Raw genomic sequence first — 19,001 nt, 5'->3', positions numbered from 1 at the left:
GAAATGCGCTCTTGATTGCGGGGATGAATGCAACAATTACTCGCGGACATGCCGGATCATGGTTCATCTCCTCGCCTGCTCGACGCGTTCGACAAAGCGATCCTGCGAATCCTCCAGCGCGACAACCGCACACCCCAGCGCGCCATTGCCGAGGCGGTGAACCTGTCGACCGCCGCGGTCCAGCGCCGCATCGCGGCAATGGAGAAGAGCGGCGTCATCGCGCGCAACGTCGCGATCGTCGATCCCGATGCCGTGGGCCTGGGCGTCACTTCGATCGTCGAGGTCAATCTGGTGGACGAGAAGGCGACGACGGTCGACCGGGCAAAGAAATTGTTCCGCGACGATCCCGACGTGCAGCAATGCTATTATGTCACCGGCGGCCGCAGCTTCATCATGCTGATCGTCGCGCCCGACATGCGCAGCTACGAAGCCACCACCCGCCGCCTCTTCGCCGAGAATGAGTCCGTGGCGAGCTATCACAGCTATCTGGCGCTCAACCGGGTGAAGGCGGGAATGGAACTGGTCATTCCGTGAAAAGGGCGGGCGGGAGGCGCGCGCGCGACGCCAGGTTCCGCCATACATGCTTTGTAACATGACAGCGCTAGCATATACTCGGGACGTCGCGGCCCGCTGGACTAGGGCCTGGCTCTCCCCTAGCGATGATGCGTCATCCTTTTTCCGAATCCGGCCCCGGCCGCGATCTTCCGTCCCTTTCGCGAAAGGCGTCTCATGGCTCGCACCACCCTCACCCGCTTCCTGATCGAACAGCAGCGCACGGCCAACGCCCTGCCCGGCGAGCTTCGCCTGCTGATCGAAACCGTCGCCCGCGCCTGCAAGACCATCAGCCATTCGGTCGGCAAGGGGGCGCTGGGCGAAGTGCTGGGCAGCCTGGACAGCGAGAATGTGCAGGGCGAGGTGCAGAAGAAGCTGGACGTCATCGCCAACGAACTGCTGCTCGACGCCAATGAGTGGGGCGGCCACCTCGCCGCGATGGCGTCGGAGGAGATGGAGACCATCTATCCCATCCCCAACCGCTACCCCAAGGGCGAATATCTGATGCTGTTCGACCCGATCGACGGGTCCAGCAACATCGACGTCGATCTGTCGGTCGGCACCATCTTCTCGGTGCTCAAGGCCCCCGAGGGCTGCGCCGGACGCGACGTGACGGAGGAGGATTTCCTCCAGGACGGCCGTAGCCAAGTCGCCGCCGGTTACGCCATCTACGGCCCGCAGACGATCCTGGTGCTGAGCGTCGGCACCGGCGTCTATGAATTCACGCTCGACCGCGAAGTCGGCATGTGGGTCATGACCGACCCGGACATGAAGATGCCGCAGGGCAAGTGCGAGTTCGCCATCAACATGTCCAATCGCCGCCAATGGTCGCCGGCCATCACCCGTTATGTCGACGAGCGCGTCCTTGGCGCGGCCGGGCCGTGCGGCGCGGATTACAACATGCGCTGGACCGCATCCATGGTGGCGGACGTGCATCGCATCCTGAAGCGCGGCGGCATCTTCATGTATCCCTATGATCATCGCACCCCCGGCAAGGCGAAATTGCGGCTGATGTACGAAGCCAATCCGATGAGCTTCCTGATCGAACAGGCCGGCGGCGCGGCGAGCGACGGCTTCATTCCGATCATGGACGTGGCGGCCAAAGGGCTGCACCAGCGGGTCGGCGTGGTGCTGGGCGACAAGGCCGAAGTCGAGGCGGTGGTCGCCTATGGCCGGGAGGAACAGGTCGCGGCCTGATTTAATTCCCGTTCGTTTCGAGCATGTCGAGAAACGAGAAGCGCGCTCTATCCGCTTCTCGACTTCGCTCGAAGCGAACGGAGATTTTGACAGACCGTTCGCTTCTTCCCCTATCCCTCGATCAGGTCGAGATAGGCGACCACGTCATTGTCGGTCGCCAGGAACAGCCCGTCCTGCACTTCGGCGGGCTGCTGTTCGGCGACGTGGAGCGCCTCGCTCAAAGGGCCATACATGATGGTCATGGCCGCCCCGTCGTCGCCCAGATGGTAGAGGCGGACGGTCGCGCTGTCATAGGTGGTTCGCATCCCCCTTCCCTACCATCTTCGCCCGGCCAAGTCAGCGCCCCTCTATAGCCGGATGACATCAGTCAGAATCGTCATTGCGAGCGAAGCGAAGCAATGACGGGTGGATCAATGTGAGATCATCATAATCTAACGCCTGTCCTTGACCTTCATGCTGGGCGCCAGTTCGTTCGCGCCGATGCGCACCGGATCGTCGGTGAAGTTGGCGACGAAGGTCGACCCCCGCGCCACACCCGGCACGAAGCCCGCCCTGTTGCCCTCGATCACCAGCCCGGCGCTGTCCTGCTCGCGGCCTTCCGGCGCGACGGTGATGAAGGCGGACCAGTTATCCTTGTCCTTGCCCTGCACCATCTCATTGCCGCGGATCACCCCGCTCGCCCCGTTGCTGAGGTCGATCATGTAATTTGTGAGGTGGCCGCCGCTGTCGTCGAAGCTGTTGCCGGTGATGGTGACGCGCGCGGTGCGGGTCTTGAGATAATGGCCGCCATCGCCCTGGTCGAAACGGCTGTTGGTGACGGAAAGGCTGGCGAGCCGGCCGATATAGATGCCGTGCGCACAATCGAGGTCGCGGTCGCAGCGGCCGAGCTTGCGGAAGGTCGACTTGTCGATCGCCACCTGCCCGCCGGCATAGTCGCCGGTGAGGATGCCTTCCTCGCTGTTGCGGAACAGGCTGTTGCTGACCGAAAGATTGCCGCTTTCGAGGCGGATGCCCGCGCCATTGCCGTCGGGCACGCGGATATTCTGGAAGATGATCCCCTCGACCGTGCTCGACCGGCCGCGCAGGACCAGCGCCGCCTTGCCCTCGCACGGCACGCCGTCGAAGATCGCCGTGCCCGGCGTCGCGGCGCGGATGGTGACGTCCCCGCCCTGCTGCACCGCGCATTGATGATAAGTGCCCGGCGCGACGATGACCGTGCCGCGCCCGTCGCCGATCGCGGCGATGGCGTCGGCCAGCGAGCCGAAGGCGCGGCCCGATTCGACGACGGTGAAGGCGGCGGGCGCCCCTTGCGCGAGCGCCGTCGAGGCGATCGCGGCGGAGACGAGGAGGCTGGTGGAAAGGATGCGCATGGCGCGGACGATAGGCCGCGCAGGTTGCGCGACCAAGGCATGAATGGAGTCGATCCGGCGCTGCCCCGCTATGGGACAGGTGCGCCTTTGAAGGTTGATGGCGGGGCCGGGCCGGAGGGTCGGCAGGGTCATAATCGGGTCATCCCTCCGAAGTTCACAGCGTCGCTGCTGTTTTCCAGCGAGCGAAATCGCGGCCGATGCGCCGCCGACGCGCCCGCGACGCGCTCCCCGGGTCATGCCGACGCGCCGGTCGGGTCACAGCGGCGCGCCATCCGGGTCACACTGACGCGCCACCCGCGCATCAGCGACGCGCCTGTCGGGTCACGGGTTGGACAGGGGGTCGGGCCGGATCGGCGGCGAAGGGATCGGCGAGGCTTTGGGCATGGAGCGCGAGCGCATTGGTCCATGTCCGGTCGAACGGCGTCCCCGCCAGCCGCCGCCGCAGCCGATGCGCGCTGGCCGGCGACATGCCCGCGGCCCGCGCCGCCTGCGTGACATTGCCGGTCGCGAGCAGGGTGGTGAGGAAAAGGCGCTGCTTGTCGGGCGTCCAGCGGGCGGGGTTGGTGGGGAGCGGCGCGGCGGGCGCGGGCGGATTGGGGGTGTGGGGCTGGTCCATCTTTGAGGGTAGATCAGAGGAAATCCTATTTTGGAAGAGGAATAGGATTTTGGGGGAGATTGGGGAGCGAAGTGACAGATAGCGCCATTTTCGGTCATCTGGCATGCCGCTCCAGATGACCGAAATCCGTCTTTCGTTCATATTTCATACCGGTGTCCGCTCACGACGAAAACAGGACATGACCCCTCCGGCTAACTGCATGAAAGTTATCGCCGCAACTCACGATCTAGGTTCTCAGAGGAATATTCGAGATAGCAATTCGCTGCTCAGGATTCTCGACACCCGCGTTTCTCAGCGCCATAATGATCGCGTCGGCGACCATGACCGGATATTGCGATGGTCCGATAATAATTTTTTCCACCAGTGAATTGAGTTCGGCACCAACGAATCCTTCTTCGGGATAATCCTTGAGCGGGATTTTATAAATCCTCTGCGGCAAGCCATTTGTGCAAACGAACTCCCGCTTTACCCGGCTTTCAGCGTTGAAAATTTCGTCGCTGATATGCTCGGCATCAGGATTGGCGCTATAGGTAATTCGCCATTCGCGCTCCTCGCTGAAACCGGGATGTTTCAGCGCCAAGGCCGCATTGTCGATAAACCGCTGTAGATTTTGCTCAAACCAGCCGTCGGGCAATTGCTTCAAGGCTTCTGCATGTCGCTCCGCCCGCAGCAGTATGGAGCAATAAAGATGATTGAAGTCGCCTTGCTCAACATAGGCGACAGGATTCGTGTAGGCGCCAATGACATTGGACGGAGCCATGAGCGCCTGCGAATTGAACACCATTGCCACGCCGACGCGATCCCGCCCGTAAGCGCGCCACATTGACAGACGACCATATTTTTCTTCGCCTTGGTTAGGGATCATGCCCGGTTTCACCTCGTGGGGGCCGTGCTCGGAGACAGAAATCAGGTAAGTAAAATGCCTACGTTGGGCAGCGCGCTGCTCAAAGAACTGCGCCAGTCTATCGTGCAGGCCCGGATTAATGGAATCGAGGACGCTACGAGACATTCTCGTCGCGTCAGAATCAGAATGAAAAACATTGCGGAACAGCATTTCACCATAACCAATTTCGGAATAGTCGTTCATTGCTGAGCTATTTCTCAGCCAGACTTCTTTCTTGGTTATGATCGAAAGAGCCGCTTCCGCTGATGTGTAGTGAACAAATTTCCGGTGATTCTGCTTGGCATGCTCAATGATCGCCGCGCCGTCAGCGAATATGACCTCGGTCAGCAGCGCAATGATTTCGTCTTCAGCCATATCTCTTCCCCCAGCTATGCTGGAGATGTATTCAGCTTTGCGGCTTCTGCAACCATCTCGAACGAACGATCTGGAGACCGGGCGGGGGAGCGCGTTTCCATCATGGGCTGTTTCGGACGAACGGCAGCTATACAAACCTCATGTGGGGTGAGCTGCCAGTCCGTTACCGGCCATCTCCCCTACCCCACAAACAAATCCACCCGCTCCGCCTCCGGCAGCACCGCGTCCAGCAGCAGCGAGCGGTGGCAACCGGAGGGGTCGCGTTCGAAGCAGAGCAGGGCCGTGGGGATCTCTGCCGCCATGTCCTTCAATTGCTCCGCCTGCACGATCGCTTCGGGCAGGTCGAGCTGGCGGGCATAGATTTCGGCGAGGCGGGCGTGATGGCCCTTGCGCGCGGCCTCCCGCCCTTCGGCAGGCGTGCCCAGCGCCTTGAGGCCGACATAGGCGATCCCCGCCTCCTTGAGGCCGGCGGCGAGGATGTTCTTCGAGAAACCCGGCCGCCGCGACAGCGGCACCGCGCGCACGTCGGCGAGGAGGCGCACGCCGGCGCGCTGGAGCGTCGCGATCAGGTCCGCCTGCGTCGCGCCTTCATAGCCGATGGTGAAGATCTTCATCCGACCAAGATAGGGCCTGGAGGGCGGAACGCCAATCGCCTGTCTCGTCATTGCGAGCGCAGCGACGCAATCCAAAGTCGCTCCCGTGGATTGCTTCGCTGCGCTCGCAATGACGATGCACTATGACGTCATTCCGCCTACAGGGAGCGCGGCGCTAACGGAGGGAGGGGTTTCGACCTCGCTCGCAGCGAACGAATGTAATGACCCGGACCATATCCAAGGCTCGCTACGCTCGCCACCCACCCCGCTGCGACTAAGGCCCGCTCTGCGGACCTAAGTCTCGCTGCCTCTCCCTGGAAGGGAGGGGCGTAAAGAGGGATCAGTCCAGATTGGGCCGCAGATAGCGTTCCGCCGTGTCCAGGTCGATGCCGCGGCGCTGGGCATAGTCTTCGAGCTGGTCGCGGCCGACGCGGGCGACGCCGAAATATTCGGCCTGGGCATGGCCGAAATAAAAGCCGCTGACCGCCGCCGTCGGCAGCATGGCGAAGCTTTCGGTCAGCGTCGCGCCGGTGGCGTGATGGGCGTCGAGCATGTCGAACAGGATGGGCTTCAGGCTATGTTCCGGGCAGGCGGGATAGCCGGGCGCGGGGCGGATGCCGCGATACTGCTCCCTGATCAGCGCTTCATTGGTGAGCTGCTCCCCTTCCGCATAGCCCCAGAGCGCGGTGCGGACATAATGGTGGAGCCGCTCGGCGAAGGCTTCGGCCAGGCGGTCGGCCAGCGCCTTCAACAGGATGTCCGAATAATCGTCGATGGCGTTCTTGAAGCGGGCGAGATGCGGTTCGATGCCGTGGATCGACACCGCGAAACCGCCCATCCAGTCGCCGTTCGGGCTGATGAAATCGGCGAGGCACATATTGGCCCGTCCTTCGCGCTTGGCGATCTGCTGGCGCAGCATGGGGAGGCGATAATGCTTTTCATCCTCGACATGGACGACGATGTCGTCGCCCTCCCGCCGGCAGGGCCACAGGCCCGCGACGCCGCGCGCGGTCAGCCATTTTTCATTGACGATCCGGTCGAGCATCTTCTGCGCGTCGGCGAACAGGCTGGTCGCGCTTTCGCCGACTATCTTGTCCTCCAGGATGGCGGGATAATTGCCCGCCAGTTCCCAGGCGCGGAAGAAGGGCGTCCAGTCGATATAGTGGACCAGATCCTTCAAGTCCCAGTCGGGGAAGCGATGGACGCCGGGCAGCAGCGGACGCGGCGCTTTGAGGCTTTCGTCGATTTCGAAGGCGTTCGCACGGGCATCCTCGATGCTGAGCAGCTGGCTCTGGCCCTTGCCCTCGCGCGCCTTGCGGACATGCTCATAATCGTCCTTGGTCTTGCTGACGAAATCGGCCTTCTGCGTTTCGGAGACGAGCGCGGTGGCGACGCCGACGGCGCGGCTGGCGTCGAGCACATGGACGACCGGGCCGGTGAAGGCGGGGTCGATGCGCAGGGCGGTGTGGACCTTCGACGTGGTGGCGCCGCCGATGAGGAGCGGCATGGTCATCTGCGCGCGCTGCATTTCCTGCGCCACCGTCACCATCTCGTCCAGCGAGGGGGTGATGAGGCCGGACAGGCCGATCATGTCGGCGTCATTCTCGTTCGCGGCCTTGATGATGTCCTGCCAGGGGACCATCACGCCCATGTCGATCACCTCGAAGCCGTTGCACTGGAGCACGACGCCGACGATATTCTTGCCGATATCATGGACGTCGCCCTTGACGGTGGCCATGATGATCTTGCCCTTGCCCTTGGCGCCGGGCTCCTTGGCGGCCTCGATATAGGGGAGGAGGTGGGCGACCGCCTTCTTCATGACGCGGGCGGACTTGACGACCTGGGGCAGGAACATCTTGCCCGCGCCGAACAGGTCGCCGACGACGTTCATGCCATCCATAAGCGGGCCTTCGATCACCTCGATCGGCCTGGCGGCGGCGAGGCGGCATTCCTCCGTATCCTCGACCACATACATGTCGATGCCCTTCACGAGGGCATGTTCCAGCCGCTTGGCGACCGGCCAGCCGCGCCATTCCTGCGCCGCCTTTTCCGACGCGGCGTCCTTGCCCTTGTAGCTTTCCGCCAGTTCGACGAGGCGGTCGCCCGCTTGCGCGTCGCTGTTCAGCAGCACATCCTCGCACGCCTGGCGCAGCGCGGGGTCGATCGCATCATAGACGTCGAGCTGGCCGGCGTTGACGATCGCCATGTCGAGGCCGGCGGGGATGGCGTGGTAGAGGAAGACGCTGTGCATCGCGCGGCGGACGGGTTCGTTGCCGCGGAAGGAGAAGGAGAAGTTCGACAGGCCGCCCGAGATATGGACGTGGGGGCAGCGCTTCTTGATCTCCTTGCACGCCTCGATGAAGTCGACGCCGTAGTTGTTATGCTCCTCGATGCCGGTGGCGACGGCGAAGATATTGGGGTCGAAGATGATGTCCTCGGGCGGGAAGCCGATGGTCATCAGCAGCTTGTAGGCGCGCTCGCAAATCTCGACCTTGCGGGCCTGGGTGTCAGCCTGCCCCGTCTCGTCGAAGGCCATGACGACCACGGCCGCGCCATAGGCCATGCAGAGGCGGGCGTGGTGGAGGAAAGCCTCCTCGCCCTCCTTCATGCTGATCGAGTTCACCACCGGCTTGCCGCTGACGCATTTGAGGCCGGCTTCGATCACTTCCCACTTGGAGCTGTCGATCATGACGGGGACGCGACTGATGTCCGGTTCCGAGGTCATGAGCTTGAGGAAGGTGGTCATCGCCTCGACCGCGTCGAGCAGGCCTTCGTCCATGTTCACGTCGACGATCTGCGCGCCATTCTCCACCTGCTCGCGCGCGATGTCGATGGCCGCGGCATAGTCGCCCGCCATGATCAGCTTCTTGAACTTGGCCGAGCCAGTGACGTTGGTGCGCTCGCCGATATTGACGAAGGTGGCGGTGGTCTGGGTCATTCCCTGCTTCTCTTCCTTTCGTCATCCCCGCGAAGGCGGGGATCCATCTCCCACCTTAGCACCAGAGGCGAGGGCCGGAGATGGATTCCCGCCTTCGCGGGAATGACAGATTTATATCTTACGCCGCGATGTGCATCGGTTCGAGGCCGGCGAGGCGAGTCACTACGGGCAAGTCGGGCACCACGCGCGGCTTGTGGCCGTCGAGCGCCTTCGCCACCGCGCCGATATGGGCGGGGGTGGTGCCGCAGCAGCCGCCGACCATGTTCACCAGCCCTTCGTCCACCCACTGGCGGATCAGGCTCGCGGTCGTTTCCGGCAGCTCGTCATATTGGCCGAGTTCGTTGGGCAGGCCCGCATTGGGATAGGCCAGGATCAGCGTGTCGGCATTTTTCGACAGTTCGGCCAGATAGGGGCGCAGCAGGTCCGCCCCGAAGGCGCAGTTCACGCCGATGGTCAGCGGCTTCAGGTGCCGCAGCGAATACCAGAAGGCGTTGATCGTGTGGCCCGAGAGGTTGCGACCCGACATATCGGTGATGGTGAAGCTGAGCATCAGCGGTACCGGGCGGCCCGCCGCTGCCTCCGCCTCACGCGCGGCCATGCCCGCCGCCTTGGCGTTCAGCGTGTCGAAGCAGGTTTCGACCAGCAGGAAGTCCACCCCGCCCGCGATCAGCGCGTCGCACTGTTCACGATAGTCGGCCTTGAGCGTGTCATAATCCACTTCGCGATAGGCGGGGTCGTTGACATCGGGCGAGATGGAGAGCGTCTTGTTGGTCGGGCCGATCGAGCCGCAGACGAAGCGCGGGCGGCCGTCCTTCGCCGTCGCCTTCTCGCAGGCGGCGTGGGCCAGTTTCGCGGCGGCGATGTTGATGTCCCACACCAGATGCTCGCAGCCATAGTCCGCCATGGCGATCTTGGTCGAGCTGAACGTGTTCGTCTCGATCATGTCGGCGCCATTGTCGAGATAGGCCGTGTGAATGCCCTCGACGATGTCCGGCCGGGTCAGGCAGAGCAGGTCGTTATTGCCCTTCTGGTCTTTTTCCAGATTCAGGTCGCCGCGATAATCGGCTTCGGTCAGGCCATGTTTCTGGATCGACGTGCCATAGCCGCCGTCGAAGATCAGGATCTTTTCGGCGGCAAGTTTACGCAATTGGTCTTCGGCGGTCATAAATTCCCTCTCCCCGTTCGGTTCGAGCCTGTCGAGAACCCTCGCGCGACGGTTCTCGACAAGCTCGAACCGAACGGAGGGAGTTAGTCCGTATCAGGCGTCCGCCATGACCTTGGGCCTCAAACCCAGAAGGTGGCAGATCGCATAGCTATGTTCCGCCCGGTTGAGCGTGTAGAAATGAAAGTCGCGCACGCCGCCTTCATAGAGTTTGCGGCACAGTTCGGCCGCGATCGTCGCCGAAACCAACTGACGCGCGGACGGATGATCGTCCAGCCCCTCGAACAGGCGCGCCATCCAGGCCGGCACATCGGTATTGCACATGGCGGCCATGCGCTGGGTCGCGGCGAAATTGCTGACCGGCATGATGCCCGGCACGATGTCCGCGCTGATCCCCGCGGCCGCCGTCTTGTCGAGGAAGCGGAAATAGGTTTCGGGCGAGAAGAAGAATTGGGTGATGGCGCGGGTCGCCCCGGCGTCCAGCTTGCGCTTGAGATTGTCGAGATCGCTGTCGGCGCTCGCGGCTTCGGGATGGACCTCGGGATAGGCGGACACCGAAATCTCGAACGGATGGCGCTTCATCAGCCCTTCGACCAGATCGGCCGCGCCGCTATAACCCTGGGGATGCGGTTCGAACCGTCCGCCGGCTTCGGGCGGATCGCCGCGCAGCGCGACGATATGGCGCACGCCCGCGTCCCAATAGGCATCGGCGATCTCGGCGATCTCGTCCTTGCTCGCCGCAACGCAGGTCAGGTGCGCGGCGGCGGCCAGCGGCGTTTCCTGCGCGATCCGGGCGACCGTATTATGGGTGCGCTCGCGCGTGGAGCCGCCCGCGCCATAGGTGACGGAGACGAATTTGGGCGCCAGCGGCGTCAGCGTCTCGATCGCGGACCAGAGCTGCGCTTCCATCTTCTCCGTCTTGGGCGGGAAAAATTCGAAGCTGACATGGCAGTCGCCGGCCAGATCCGCATAGAGCGGTGCGGCGGGATCATTGAGGGTCATGCGGAAATCCGTCCTTCATGTCGCAGGATACGCGCGCCCTTGCGCCGTCCCAGCCAGAGTTGCACCGTCAGTTCCTGGCCGGGCAGCGTTTCCACCTGTTCCAGGTCCAGGCCCGCATCCGCGAACCAGCGTGAAATCTGTTCATCGGCAAAGCCCAGGCGCGCATGTTGGTCGCGCGACCGCAGCTCTTCCCGTTCATGCGCCGCGAAATCGGCGATCAGCACCCGGCCATTGGCAGTCGTCACCCGCGCGGCTTCGGCGATCACCGCCTCGGGCGCCTGCGCATAATGGAGCACCTGATGCAGCACGACCGTATCGGCGCTGCCCGGCGCCAGCGGCAGGTCCAGGAAATCGCCGAGCAGCAACGCATATTTGTCGCCGGCATCCTGCGGCAGCTTGGCGCGGGCCAGCCGCAGCATGTCGGGACTGCGGTCGAGCGCCGTCACCTGATCGGCGGCGGCGCCGAACAATTCGATCATCCGCCCCGTGCCGGTGCCGATGTCGAGCAGATGGCCGATCGGCTCGCGCGCGAGCAGCATACGCATCGCCGTCTCCACCTGCGCCTCGGGCACATGGAGGGAGCGGATCGCGTCCCATTCCTCCGCATGTTCGGCGAAATAGGCCTCGGCCGCGCTGGCGCGATCGGCGCGCACGGCCGCCAGCCGGGCAAGGTCCGCCGCCTGCCATAATTTCTCGCCGTCCGATGGCGTCAGCCGGTCGAACAGGTCGAGAAAGGGCGCGACTTCCACGCTCCGGCCCAACCGCAGAAAGACCCAGTTGCCTTCCTTGCGCCGCTCGACCAGCCCGGCCTCCGCCAGGATGCGGACGTGGCGCGACACGCGCGGCTGGCTCTGCCCCACGACCTGCGCGATCTCGCCCACGGCCAGTTCCATCGCCCGCAGCAGATGGACGATCCGCAGCCGCGTCGGGTCTCCCAAAGCACGAAAAATGTCGAGGGCGGACAGCATGACGCGATCATATAAAGAAATCTTTATATGCGTCAATGCTCCTCATTTCCGCCGCCGCAGAGGCATAGGGAGTAGCGTAACCGCCCGCATTTGCATGATTGGGATTGCCTTGCTCTTTCCAAAGCATTACGAATCGCGGCGCAGACGCAATGGGGGGTGAGCTTTTCTCCGAGAGTGGTCTGCATCTTTTTTTCTCAGAGAGGGGTTGTTGCCCATGACCAAGTCGATTGCTCTTTCGCTCGTTCTCGCCGCTTCGCTCGGCCTCGCCGCCTGCCAGGGCGGTCACACTGAAAACGCCGCGAACAATGCCGCCAACGCTGCCGAGAACGCTTCGAACGCTGCCGACAACGCCATGAACGCCGCGCTGAACGCCGCCGACAACGCTGCGAACGCCGCGTCGAACGCGACCAACAACGTCGCGAACGCGATGTAAGTCCCGTTTACGGGAAGATTTCGGAAAAGGGTCGCACCGGCAACGGCGCGACCCTTTTTCATTGGGAGAAAAGGCATGGCTGCTCGTCTGGCGATCCTGCCGGTCCTGCTGGCCCCCGCCCTGTTCGGCCTGGCCGGCTGCGGGTCGGGATCGGACGATGGCGTGGGCGGTGTCAGCGCGGGCGAGGCGCGCGCCCTGAATGAAGCGGCCGCGACGCTCGACGCCCGGACCGGCACGGCGCAAGACGCGCAGGAGGGCTTGAATCCCGCAGCAAGGACGGCTGCGGCCGCGGACCGTGGGCGCATTGCGCCGACGATGACCGCGAATGAGGCGGACGCACGATAAAAGGGCCGCCCCTTTCGGAACGGCCCTCCTTTGGTGATCGACGTTTCAATATTAGCAGTTGCGGTCGATCGCGCGGCCGGCCAGCGCGCCCACACCGGCGCCGATGATGGCGCCCGTGGTGCCATCGCCACGGCCATAGCGGCCCGAACCCCTGCCGACCTCATTGCCGAGCAGGCCACCGGCAATCGCGCCGATGATGGTGCCGCCCGTGCCATTGTCCCGGCAGCGATAGCCGCCGCGATAATAGCGGTCGCCGCGATAATAGTTGTTGCGATAGTAACGGTCGCCGCGATAGCCGCGATAATAGTCGCCGCGATAGCCACGATCCCCGCGCCAGCCGCGATCACCACGATAGCCGCGATAATGATCGCCGCGATCATAGCCGCGATAATGGTCGCGGGCCATGGCCGGCGTCGCGGTCACGGCCAAGGAAGCAACGCCCATCGCCAGAGCGGCTCCCATGTTCACCAGAAACTTCATCTTCATGGCGGTGCTCCTTCATAAAGCCATCATCATGGGCGAAGATCCGAAAGGACGGGATTCGCCATTGATTGACGTCCTTATGAGTGATTCGCCTTGAGCGGGTCCTGAATAGGGCTGTCAGCCGCCGTTCACCTGAAAACGGTTCGGCACTGCTTTGCTGCGTCCTGCCGGATAATCCCCTATGGCCATTCGCGATGACGCGAATCCTGATCGTGCTGGCGCTCGCCATCCTGCTGCTGCCAGCTCCGCCCCCAAGCAAGCCGGAAATCGTCCATCCCGGCGCGCTTCTGGTCACGGCCCGGCCCCTGGCGCTGAGCGCCGGCGATCCCACGCTGCGCCGCGCCGGCGACCTCGCCTATCTGGGCGGCTGGGAATTGCGGAGCCGCAACGCCGGGTTCGGCGGCATTTCCGCGCTGCTTGCCTCCCCGTCGGGCGACATTCTGGGCCTCAGCGATTCCGGCATATTGATGGGCTTCCACGTCGGGGAGAGCGAAGCGCGGCGGCGCCCCTTCATCGCGCCGCTGCCGGTGCGCCCGCAGGACCGCCATCGCCCCTGGTGGGCCTGGGATTCCGAATCGCTGACCCATGACCCCGAAACCGACCGCTATTGGGTGGGGTTCGAATTGCAGCAGGCCATTTGCCGCTACTCCCCCAGCTTCGCCCATGTCGAGGGCTGCCGGATCTGGCCCGAGATGTTCGCCTGGCCCGAAACCGGATCGATCGAATCGCTCGCGCGCCTGCCCGACGGCCGCTTTCTGGCGATCGGGGAAATGGGCATGACGCCCGATGGCCGGCATGAGGTGCTGCTGTTTCCGGGCGACCCGGCCGACCATGGCACGGCCAATCCCATTCATCTTCGCTATGCCCCGCCACAAGGCTATCGCCCGACCGATGCGGTGGCGCTGGACGCGCGGCATCTGCTGGTGCTGAACCGCCGTCTGACCTTGCAGGAACTCTTCACCGCGACGATCGCCATCGTCGACCTGCCGGAGCGTCTGGAACCGGGCGCGCTATTGGAGGCGCGAACCCTGGCCCGGCTCGCGCCGCCGTTGCTGGCGGACAATTTCGAGGGGATGGCGGTAACGCGCGCAAGAGGGCGGCCGATCCTCTGGGTCGTGTCGGACGACAATCATGAATTCTTCCAGCGCACGCTGCTGCTGAAATTCGAATTGCCCGACGGCGTGGAGTGAGGAAAGGGATGGTCGGGTCGCGGCCACGAGCGGATCTAAAATCCTCCCCTGCAAGCGGAGGATGAAAAAGCGGCCGGGCTGCAAGCCACCCCGAAACCGTCCCCTCAGTCCATAAACGAACGACGCACACGCAAAAAAGCGGCCCAGTGAGGGGCCGCTCCTTATACCGAAACGAATCGAAGCGAATCAGGCCGCAGCGGCCGCCTTCTTCTTGACGATGTCGCGCTTCAGGCGGCGCGCCTTCAGCGACAGCTTGTCATCGCTGGTCTTGACCAGCCAGTTGTCCAGGCCGCCATTATGTTCGACCGAGCGCAGACCATGGGTCGACACGCGCAGCTTCACGGTGGTTTCCAGCGCTTCGGAGATCAGCGAGACGTTCTGCAGGTTGGGCAGGAACACACGCTTGGTCTTGTTATTGGCGTGGGAAACATTGTGACCCACCTGGCGACCCTTACCGGTCAGCTCGCAAATGCGCGACATAGTCAATCAACCTTTGAAAATTCGGGTTCGTTCGGAAAGCCGCGCCGATAACGGGATTCCCTGTCCCCGTCAAGCCGAAGCAAGGCGGGATCGCAACCCTTGGCAATCCCGCGCGTTGAAAGGCCAACTAGCCCAAAGGAGGCGGACATGCGAATCATTGGTGGATTGCTGCTCATCATCCTGCTCGTCCTGGCCGGCGGCATCGCCACCGGCTTCATCGACGTGCAGAAGACGCAGGAGGGCCGCCTGCCCGAAATTGCGGTGAAGGAAGGCGCGCTGCCCAAATATGAGGCGAACGTGGCGAAGGTCGAGGTCGGCAGCCGCAAGGAAACGGTCGATGTGCCCACGGTGGACGTGAAGAAGCCCTGATCCTTTCGTCGGATGCCATGATCCTGTAACGGCGGGGCATGGCTCCACCCTTTCCCCTGCCCGCGCCGATGCGCCGCGCGCTCGACCTTGCCCGTGCGGCGCAGGCGGCGGGCGAAGTGCCGATCGGCGCGGTGGTGACGAAGGATGGCGCCATCATCGGCGAGGGCGAGAATCGCAACCGGCGCGACAATGATCCGACTGCCCATGCCGAAATCGTGGCGATGCGCGCGGCGGCGGTGCATCTGGGCGACTTCCGCCTGACCGGCTGCGACCTGTGGGTCACGTTGGAACCCTGCCCGATGTGCGCGGGTGCCATCTCCCATGCCCGGATCGCGCGGCTCTATTATGCCGCGGCCGACCCCAAGGGTGGCGCGATCGAACAGGGACCGCGCCTCTTCACCCAGCCGCAATGCCTGCACCGGCCGGAGGTCTATGGCGGCATCGCCGAGGCCGAAGCCTCAGCGCTGCTGCGCGGTTTTTTTGTCGTCCGGCGCTGAATAGAGAATCCGGTAGACCTGATAGGGCATGGTCATCGCTGTCTTGAGCGTCACCGGCGCCAGCCAGTCGGGCCGCTCGCCCCGCATCAGGCCGGCATAGAAGCCGCGCGGGCTGCGCGACTGGTAGATGGTCCCTTCGGGGAAATTGGGGCAGATCAGCAAATAGGTCGCATGATGCTTCGCGGCGATCGCGCGGAAGCCGCTCGCCGGGCCGTCAAAGGCGTGATGGATGTCGAGGATCGTCGCGCCGTTGCGATGATAGGGACCGGCGAGCGCGCTGTGATGGGTCGTCGCCAGGATGCGCGGTCCCAGGTCGACCATGGTGAAGATGGTTGCAGGCGGAAGCTGGTTCAGCAATTCCAGCGCCGGCAGCGTGCGGCAGCGGCCATTGGCCTTCTTGATCGCCTCGGTCCGCGCGACGGCCGAAGGACGCCATGGCTTGGGCTTGTCGCCGGTCGCGTCCTGATAGAATTTCACCACCTGCGGATAGAGCGGATAAGCGCAGGCGATCGCCGCGAGCAGCGCGACGCCCGCCCCCGCCGCGATCCGCACCCGGCGCGTGCCGGTCAGCACCGCCACGACCAGCCGGTGCGCGGCCCAGGCGGCGGGCGGGATCGCCAGCAATTGCGCCGCCGGTCCCGCGCGCAGCTGCCAGAAGAGCAGGGCGGTCGAAAAGAGCATCATCAGCCCGACCGTCGCCCAGGCCCAGAGCCGTTCGCTGTCGCGCCGCGAATCCCACAGCGCCCAGAGCAGGCCGATGAGGCCGGCCGCCGGGACCGCCAGCAGCGGCACGACCAGGCTCTGCGCCTGCACGGTGATGGGCTTGGCTTCGCGGATATTGGCGAGCCAGAGCCGCTGCAACTCGGGCGAAATCTGATAGGGGCTGAGGCATTGCGGCCAGTTGAGCCAGAAGAAGAGCGCCACCGCCCCGCCCACGACCGCGCCCGCCGCGAGCCGCGCCGGCCAGCCGCGCAGGGGCGCCAGCGAGAGGATCACCATGCCCGCGCCCGCCGCGCCGAACACCGACACCCAGATGGGCGAGAGCGCGTCGCAGACCATGGCCCGGTTGGCGTAGCTGGCGAAGAGCAGGTAGAGGAGCGAGGTCGCGCCCGCGAGGCTCAGCGCATAGGGCAGCATCCGCCGCTCCGCGCCCGGCCGGAACACCCAGCGCAGCGCGATCAGGCCCCCGCCCGCCGCCAGATAAACGATCATCTCCATGCCGATCGCGATGGAGAGCGCGCTGCTCACCCCGGCCATCACCCCGCCGCGCAGGCGGTTGCCGTCGATCACGCCCGCCAGCATGGTCAGCGCCAGCGCAAGCTGCCAGCCATGATGGTCGATGCGCATCGGCGCATACATGCCAAGGCCCATCTGCGCCGCGAGCGGCGCCAATATGGCCAGGAACCAGCCATTCGGCCCCGCCAGCCGCCGGCCGATGAAGCCCAGGCTGAGCATCAGCAGCAACAGGGGCAGCAGCGGCGCGATGGCGCAGGCGAGGCGATCGGCCAGCCCCTGATCGACGAAGGCGCGGAAGAAGAGGATCAGCCCGGCGATCGGAATGTCGACGAGGCGCGACCAGTGGATGTTCGCCCCGCCCGGCGGATCGAGCCGATATTGGCGCAGATCATACCAGCCCTGCCCCGCCAACCAGTCCTTCACCTGCACATAGCGGATATTGTCGTCGGTATCGCTGAGCACCAGCCAGTGGACGGCCGCCCAGCGCGACACGATCATCGACACCGCGATCACGATCCAGATCAGGAAGGTGAGCCATTTCCAGTGTCGCGCCGCATGGACGGACAGCAGGGCCGCCCATCGGCCGGCACGATCGCGCAGGGTTTCGCCGCTATGCAAGGTCATGGGCGTCGATTAGACGCTCCGCATCAAAGCGCAACGGGGCCATATGAAAATCCTCTCCCGCCTGTCGCCCGATCATCGGGCGCTGTTCTGGCAAATCGTCCGCTATGGCCTGACCGGCCTGTTCGTCACCGCCTGTCAGGCGGCGATCTACTGGAGCCTTGCCGCGCTGGCCGGACTGCATGTGCAGATCGCCAATCTGATCGGCTATGGCGCGGCGGTCTGCGTCGGCTATGTCACCCACAGCGCCTTCACCTTTCGCGGCCATGGGCAGGGCGAACAGGGCCATGCCACGCGCGGCGCTAAGTTCGTCGCGGCGTCGCTGGTCAGCTATGCGCTCAATGCGCTGTGGGTGTGGCTCTGCGTCACCCATATGCGCTGGCCGGAATGGTCGCCCATCCCCGCCATGGTCTTCGTCACGCCGGCGGTGGTGTTCGTGCTGAACAGGAAGTGGGTGTTTCGTTGATACGAGTCGGGCAAACCAAGTCCCGTTCGTGTCGAGCGACGTCGAGACACGGTTAGAGCAGGCGCTTCTCGACTGCGCTCGAAGCGAACGGCGGTGGCTTTACCCCGGATCGCGCGCCAGCAGGGCGTCGCGTCGCGCCAGCACCACCAGGGACAATCCCGCTTCGGCCGCCCGTTCCGCCGCCAGTCGGGTCGGCGCGGAGATGGTGACGAGCAGCGGACAGTTCGCCAGCACCGCCTTTTCCACCAGCTCATAGGAGCAGCGCGAGGAGAGCAGCGCGAAGCCGCCATCCCAGCCCGCGTCCGTTCGCGCCATCGCGCCGATCAGCTTGTCGAAGGCGTTGTGCCGCCCGACATCCTCGCGCGCCAGCCGGATCGCGCCGTCCGCGCCCACAAGCGCGGCGGCGTGCGCGGCGCCCGTCGCTTCATTCAACGGCTGGTGATCGCCCAGCGCCGCCAGCGCGCGAAAGATCGCGGCGCGATCCGCCCCCGAGGTCGCCGTGACGCGGGGCAGCGGCCGGATCGCCTGTTCCAGATTTTCGATGCCGCACAGGCCGCAGCTACTGTCGGTCGCCCGATGCCGCACCCGCGCCAGCAGCGCCTCGGTCCGCTCGGGCGGCAGGGTAGCCCGCGCGACGATGCCCTGCGCGGTGCGATGGACATCGACGTCGAAGGGCGCATCTGCCGGTCCGGTCAGGCGTTCGGCCAGCGCAAAGCCCAGCACCAGGTCGCCGATATCGGCCGGCGTCGCCATCAGCACCGCATAGCCGATGCCATTATATTCGATCGCAATCGGCACCTCCTCGGCCAGCGGGCGGTCGACCGGCTGCGTCGCGCCGTCGGGCGTCAACCGATCGAACGACAGGCTGGCGAGCGGCGCGGCGTCCTCATTCTCCGGGTTGGTCATGGGGGAGCGTTCAACCAGCGTCGCAATGCCCCGCCTCATCCACCGCGTTGAACCGGGTCGCGCCGGTCTGGTGCGCGGGCGCGCCGTCGGCCAGCAGCGCGACGGAGGCCGCCACCAGCGGCGTGAGGCGATCGGGCTGGTCGCGGGCGATCGCGATGATCTGCGCCTTCATGCGCGGGTCCCAGAAGCTGGCGAGATGATCGGCCACCGCCACGACCGCCCGCTCCTCGCCCATCGAGGCCAGGTTGCGCGCGATCTGATGCGCCATATAGACCAGCCGGTCGGTGGTGGACATGACATGGGTGTCGTCGTTCATGCA

Annotated in this window: 22 protein-coding genes; 8 read left to right on the top strand and 14 right to left on the bottom strand. The window is 64.6% G+C overall.

Annotation, left to right across the window (positions count from 1 at the left end; all coding sequences use genetic code 11):
* Nucleotides 1-27: 27 nt before the first annotated feature.
* Both AC58EF_RS01590 and AC58EF_RS01585 read left to right on the top strand, forming a co-directional pair.
* Entirely contained in the window at nucleotides 28-534 is a 507-nt protein-coding gene (locus tag AC58EF_RS01590) for an Lrp/AsnC family transcriptional regulator (RefSeq protein ID WP_497273930.1), read from the top strand.
* 195 nt (nucleotides 535-729) lie between these two features.
* Entirely contained in the window at nucleotides 730-1,749 is a 1,020-nt protein-coding gene (locus tag AC58EF_RS01585) for a class 1 fructose-bisphosphatase (protein ID WP_497273928.1), read from the top strand.
* Between the two features lie 110 nt (nucleotides 1,750-1,859).
* Here the strand turns inward: AC58EF_RS01585 and AC58EF_RS01580 are convergent, their stop codons facing one another.
* The 9 genes from AC58EF_RS01580 to AC58EF_RS01540 all read right to left on the bottom strand — a co-directional run bounded on the left by AC58EF_RS01580 (nucleotide 1,860) and on the right by AC58EF_RS01540 (nucleotide 11,656).
* A complete protein-coding gene (locus AC58EF_RS01580; protein WP_497273927.1) occupies nucleotides 1,860-2,054 on the bottom strand; it encodes a hypothetical protein in 195 nt (64 codons plus the stop codon).
* 126 nt (nucleotides 2,055-2,180) lie between these two features.
* Nucleotides 2,181-3,119, bottom strand: a complete 939-nt coding sequence (locus AC58EF_RS01575; RefSeq protein ID WP_497273925.1) for a right-handed parallel beta-helix repeat-containing protein — start codon at nucleotides 3,117-3,119, stop codon at nucleotides 2,181-2,183.
* Nucleotides 3,120-3,420: 301 nt separating this feature from the next.
* Entirely contained in the window at nucleotides 3,421-3,735 is a 315-nt protein-coding gene (locus AC58EF_RS01570) for a LysR family transcriptional regulator (protein ID WP_497273923.1), read from the bottom strand.
* 226 nt (nucleotides 3,736-3,961) lie between these two features.
* Nucleotides 3,962-4,993 (bottom strand): DUF2971 domain-containing protein, encoded by a 1,032-nt coding sequence (locus AC58EF_RS01565; RefSeq protein WP_497273921.1) that lies wholly within the window; start codon nucleotides 4,991-4,993, stop codon nucleotides 3,962-3,964.
* 179 nt (nucleotides 4,994-5,172) lie between these two features.
* Nucleotides 5,173-5,607, bottom strand: coding sequence for a DUF488 domain-containing protein (locus tag AC58EF_RS01560; protein WP_497274176.1), 435 nt, complete (start codon nucleotides 5,605-5,607; stop codon nucleotides 5,173-5,175).
* Nucleotides 5,608-5,926: 319 nt separating this feature from the next.
* Entirely contained in the window at nucleotides 5,927-8,524 is a 2,598-nt protein-coding gene (metH, locus tag AC58EF_RS01555) for a methionine synthase (protein WP_497273920.1), read from the bottom strand.
* A gap of 118 nt (nucleotides 8,525-8,642) precedes the next feature.
* A complete protein-coding gene (locus AC58EF_RS01550; protein WP_497273918.1) occupies nucleotides 8,643-9,689 on the bottom strand; it encodes a homocysteine S-methyltransferase family protein in 1,047 nt (348 codons plus the stop codon).
* A gap of 93 nt (nucleotides 9,690-9,782) precedes the next feature.
* Entirely contained in the window at nucleotides 9,783-10,688 is a 906-nt protein-coding gene (metF, locus tag AC58EF_RS01545) for a methylenetetrahydrofolate reductase (protein WP_497273916.1), read from the bottom strand.
* Nucleotides 10,685-11,656, bottom strand: coding sequence for an ArsR/SmtB family transcription factor (locus tag AC58EF_RS01540; RefSeq protein WP_497273914.1), 972 nt, complete (start codon nucleotides 11,654-11,656; stop codon nucleotides 10,685-10,687). Before AC58EF_RS01540 ends, metF begins: the two co-directional genes overlap by 4 nt.
* A 214-nt stretch (nucleotides 11,657-11,870) precedes the next feature.
* On the opposite strand from AC58EF_RS01540, the gene AC58EF_RS01535 reads away from it, so the two are divergent.
* Nucleotides 11,871-12,089 (top strand): circumsporozoite protein, encoded by a 219-nt coding sequence (locus AC58EF_RS01535; protein ID WP_497273912.1) that lies wholly within the window; start codon nucleotides 11,871-11,873, stop codon nucleotides 12,087-12,089.
* 75 nt (nucleotides 12,090-12,164) lie between these two features.
* The gene (locus tag AC58EF_RS01530; RefSeq protein WP_497273911.1) at nucleotides 12,165-12,434 is read left to right on the top strand and encodes a hypothetical protein; all 270 of its coding nucleotides are present in this window, start codon (nucleotides 12,165-12,167) and stop codon (nucleotides 12,432-12,434) included.
* A 51-nt stretch (nucleotides 12,435-12,485) separates the two neighbouring features.
* Here the strand turns inward: AC58EF_RS01530 and AC58EF_RS01525 are convergent, their stop codons facing one another.
* Entirely contained in the window at nucleotides 12,486-12,920 is a 435-nt protein-coding gene (locus tag AC58EF_RS01525; RefSeq protein WP_497273910.1) for a hypothetical protein, read from the bottom strand.
* Between the two features lie 191 nt (nucleotides 12,921-13,111).
* Here AC58EF_RS01525 and AC58EF_RS01520 point away from each other — a divergent pair, with 191 nt between their 5' ends.
* On the top strand, nucleotides 13,112-14,107 hold the full coding sequence (locus AC58EF_RS01520) for an esterase-like activity of phytase family protein (RefSeq protein WP_497273908.1): 996 nt from the start codon (nucleotides 13,112-13,114) through the stop codon (nucleotides 14,105-14,107).
* Nucleotides 14,108-14,293: 186 nt separating this feature from the next.
* On the opposite strand, the gene rpmB is transcribed toward AC58EF_RS01520, so the two are convergent.
* Nucleotides 14,294-14,587: a 50S ribosomal protein L28 gene (rpmB, locus tag AC58EF_RS01515; RefSeq protein WP_009822595.1), complete on the bottom strand. Its 294-nt coding sequence runs from the start codon at nucleotides 14,585-14,587 to the stop codon at nucleotides 14,294-14,296.
* A 147-nt stretch (nucleotides 14,588-14,734) separates the two neighbouring features.
* On the opposite strand from rpmB, the gene AC58EF_RS01510 reads away from it, so the two are divergent.
* On the top strand, nucleotides 14,735-14,956 hold the full coding sequence (locus AC58EF_RS01510; RefSeq protein WP_497273906.1) for a hypothetical protein: 222 nt from the start codon (nucleotides 14,735-14,737) through the stop codon (nucleotides 14,954-14,956).
* Nucleotides 14,957-14,994: 38 nt separating this feature from the next.
* Nucleotides 14,995-15,453, top strand: a complete 459-nt coding sequence (locus tag AC58EF_RS01505) for a nucleoside deaminase (RefSeq protein ID WP_497273904.1) — start codon at nucleotides 14,995-14,997, stop codon at nucleotides 15,451-15,453.
* Here AC58EF_RS01505 and AC58EF_RS01500 read toward each other — a convergent pair.
* Nucleotides 15,415-17,313 carry a hypothetical protein gene (locus AC58EF_RS01500; protein WP_497273902.1) on the bottom strand — a complete coding sequence of 633 codons (1,899 nt, stop codon included), beginning with the start codon at nucleotides 17,311-17,313 and terminating at the stop codon, nucleotides 15,415-15,417. The two genes, AC58EF_RS01505 and AC58EF_RS01500, sit on opposite strands and share 39 nt — an antisense overlap.
* A gap of 43 nt (nucleotides 17,314-17,356) precedes the next feature.
* On the opposite strand from AC58EF_RS01500, the gene AC58EF_RS01495 reads away from it, so the two are divergent.
* A complete protein-coding gene (locus AC58EF_RS01495) occupies nucleotides 17,357-17,776 on the top strand; it encodes a GtrA family protein (RefSeq protein WP_497273900.1) in 420 nt (139 codons plus the stop codon).
* Nucleotides 17,777-17,875: 99 nt separating this feature from the next.
* Here AC58EF_RS01495 and fdhD read toward each other — a convergent pair whose 3' ends face one another.
* On the bottom strand, nucleotides 17,876-18,682 hold the full coding sequence (gene fdhD, locus AC58EF_RS01490; RefSeq protein WP_497273899.1) for a formate dehydrogenase accessory sulfurtransferase FdhD: 807 nt from the start codon (nucleotides 18,680-18,682) through the stop codon (nucleotides 17,876-17,878).
* Between the two features lie 10 nt (nucleotides 18,683-18,692).
* A complete protein-coding gene (locus tag AC58EF_RS01485) occupies nucleotides 18,693-18,998 on the bottom strand; it encodes a formate dehydrogenase subunit delta (protein WP_497273897.1) in 306 nt (101 codons plus the stop codon).
* Between the last annotated feature and the right edge of the window lie 3 nt (nucleotides 18,999-19,001).

The sequence above is a fragment of the Sphingobium sp. WR1 genome (assembly GCF_059693745.1).
Note: the sequence above shows the minus strand (reverse complement) of the source record. Positions and strands in the feature narration are given on the sequence as shown.

What these genes read in the sequence shown, in the direction of transcription:
- AC58EF_RS01590 (WP_497273930.1), top strand. Translation starts at nt 28, where the DNA reads ATGCAACAATTACTCGCGGACATGCCGGATCATGGTTCATCTCCTCGC.
- AC58EF_RS01585 (WP_497273928.1), top strand. Translation starts at nt 730, where the DNA reads ATGGCTCGCACCACCCTCACCCGCTTCCTGATCGAACAGCAGCGCACG.
- AC58EF_RS01580 (WP_497273927.1), bottom strand. Translation starts at nt 2,054, where the DNA reads ATGCGAACCACCTATGACAGCGCGACCGTCCGCCTCTACCATCTGGGC.
- AC58EF_RS01575 (WP_497273925.1), bottom strand. Translation starts at nt 3,119, where the DNA reads ATGCGCATCCTTTCCACCAGCCTCCTCGTCTCCGCCGCGATCGCCTCG.
- AC58EF_RS01570 (WP_497273923.1), bottom strand. Translation starts at nt 3,735, where the DNA reads ATGGACCAGCCCCACACCCCCAATCCGCCCGCGCCCGCCGCGCCGCTC.
- AC58EF_RS01565 (WP_497273921.1), bottom strand. Translation starts at nt 4,993, where the DNA reads ATGGCTGAAGACGAAATCATTGCGCTGCTGACCGAGGTCATATTCGCT.
- AC58EF_RS01560 (WP_497274176.1), bottom strand. Translation starts at nt 5,607, where the DNA reads ATGAAGATCTTCACCATCGGCTATGAAGGCGCGACGCAGGCGGACCTG.
- metH (WP_497273920.1), bottom strand. Translation starts at nt 8,524, where the DNA reads ATGACCCAGACCACCGCCACCTTCGTCAATATCGGCGAGCGCACCAAC.
- AC58EF_RS01550 (WP_497273918.1), bottom strand. Translation starts at nt 9,689, where the DNA reads ATGACCGCCGAAGACCAATTGCGTAAACTTGCCGCCGAAAAGATCCTG.
- metF (WP_497273916.1), bottom strand. Translation starts at nt 10,688, where the DNA reads ATGACCCTCAATGATCCCGCCGCACCGCTCTATGCGGATCTGGCCGGC.
- AC58EF_RS01540 (WP_497273914.1), bottom strand. Translation starts at nt 11,656, where the DNA reads ATGCTGTCCGCCCTCGACATTTTTCGTGCTTTGGGAGACCCGACGCGG.
- AC58EF_RS01535 (WP_497273912.1), top strand. Translation starts at nt 11,871, where the DNA reads ATGACCAAGTCGATTGCTCTTTCGCTCGTTCTCGCCGCTTCGCTCGGC.
- AC58EF_RS01530 (WP_497273911.1), top strand. Translation starts at nt 12,165, where the DNA reads ATGGCTGCTCGTCTGGCGATCCTGCCGGTCCTGCTGGCCCCCGCCCTG.
- AC58EF_RS01525 (WP_497273910.1), bottom strand. Translation starts at nt 12,920, where the DNA reads ATGAAGATGAAGTTTCTGGTGAACATGGGAGCCGCTCTGGCGATGGGC.
- AC58EF_RS01520 (WP_497273908.1), top strand. Translation starts at nt 13,112, where the DNA reads ATGACGCGAATCCTGATCGTGCTGGCGCTCGCCATCCTGCTGCTGCCA.
- rpmB (WP_009822595.1), bottom strand. Translation starts at nt 14,587, where the DNA reads ATGTCGCGCATTTGCGAGCTGACCGGTAAGGGTCGCCAGGTGGGTCAC.
- AC58EF_RS01510 (WP_497273906.1), top strand. Translation starts at nt 14,735, where the DNA reads ATGCGAATCATTGGTGGATTGCTGCTCATCATCCTGCTCGTCCTGGCC.
- AC58EF_RS01505 (WP_497273904.1), top strand. Translation starts at nt 14,995, where the DNA reads ATGGCTCCACCCTTTCCCCTGCCCGCGCCGATGCGCCGCGCGCTCGAC.
- AC58EF_RS01500 (WP_497273902.1), bottom strand. Translation starts at nt 17,313, where the DNA reads ATGACCTTGCATAGCGGCGAAACCCTGCGCGATCGTGCCGGCCGATGG.
- AC58EF_RS01495 (WP_497273900.1), top strand. Translation starts at nt 17,357, where the DNA reads ATGAAAATCCTCTCCCGCCTGTCGCCCGATCATCGGGCGCTGTTCTGG.
- fdhD (WP_497273899.1), bottom strand. Translation starts at nt 18,682, where the DNA reads ATGACCAACCCGGAGAATGAGGACGCCGCGCCGCTCGCCAGCCTGTCG.
- AC58EF_RS01485 (WP_497273897.1), bottom strand. Translation starts at nt 18,998, where the DNA reads ATGAACGACGACACCCATGTCATGTCCACCACCGACCGGCTGGTCTAT.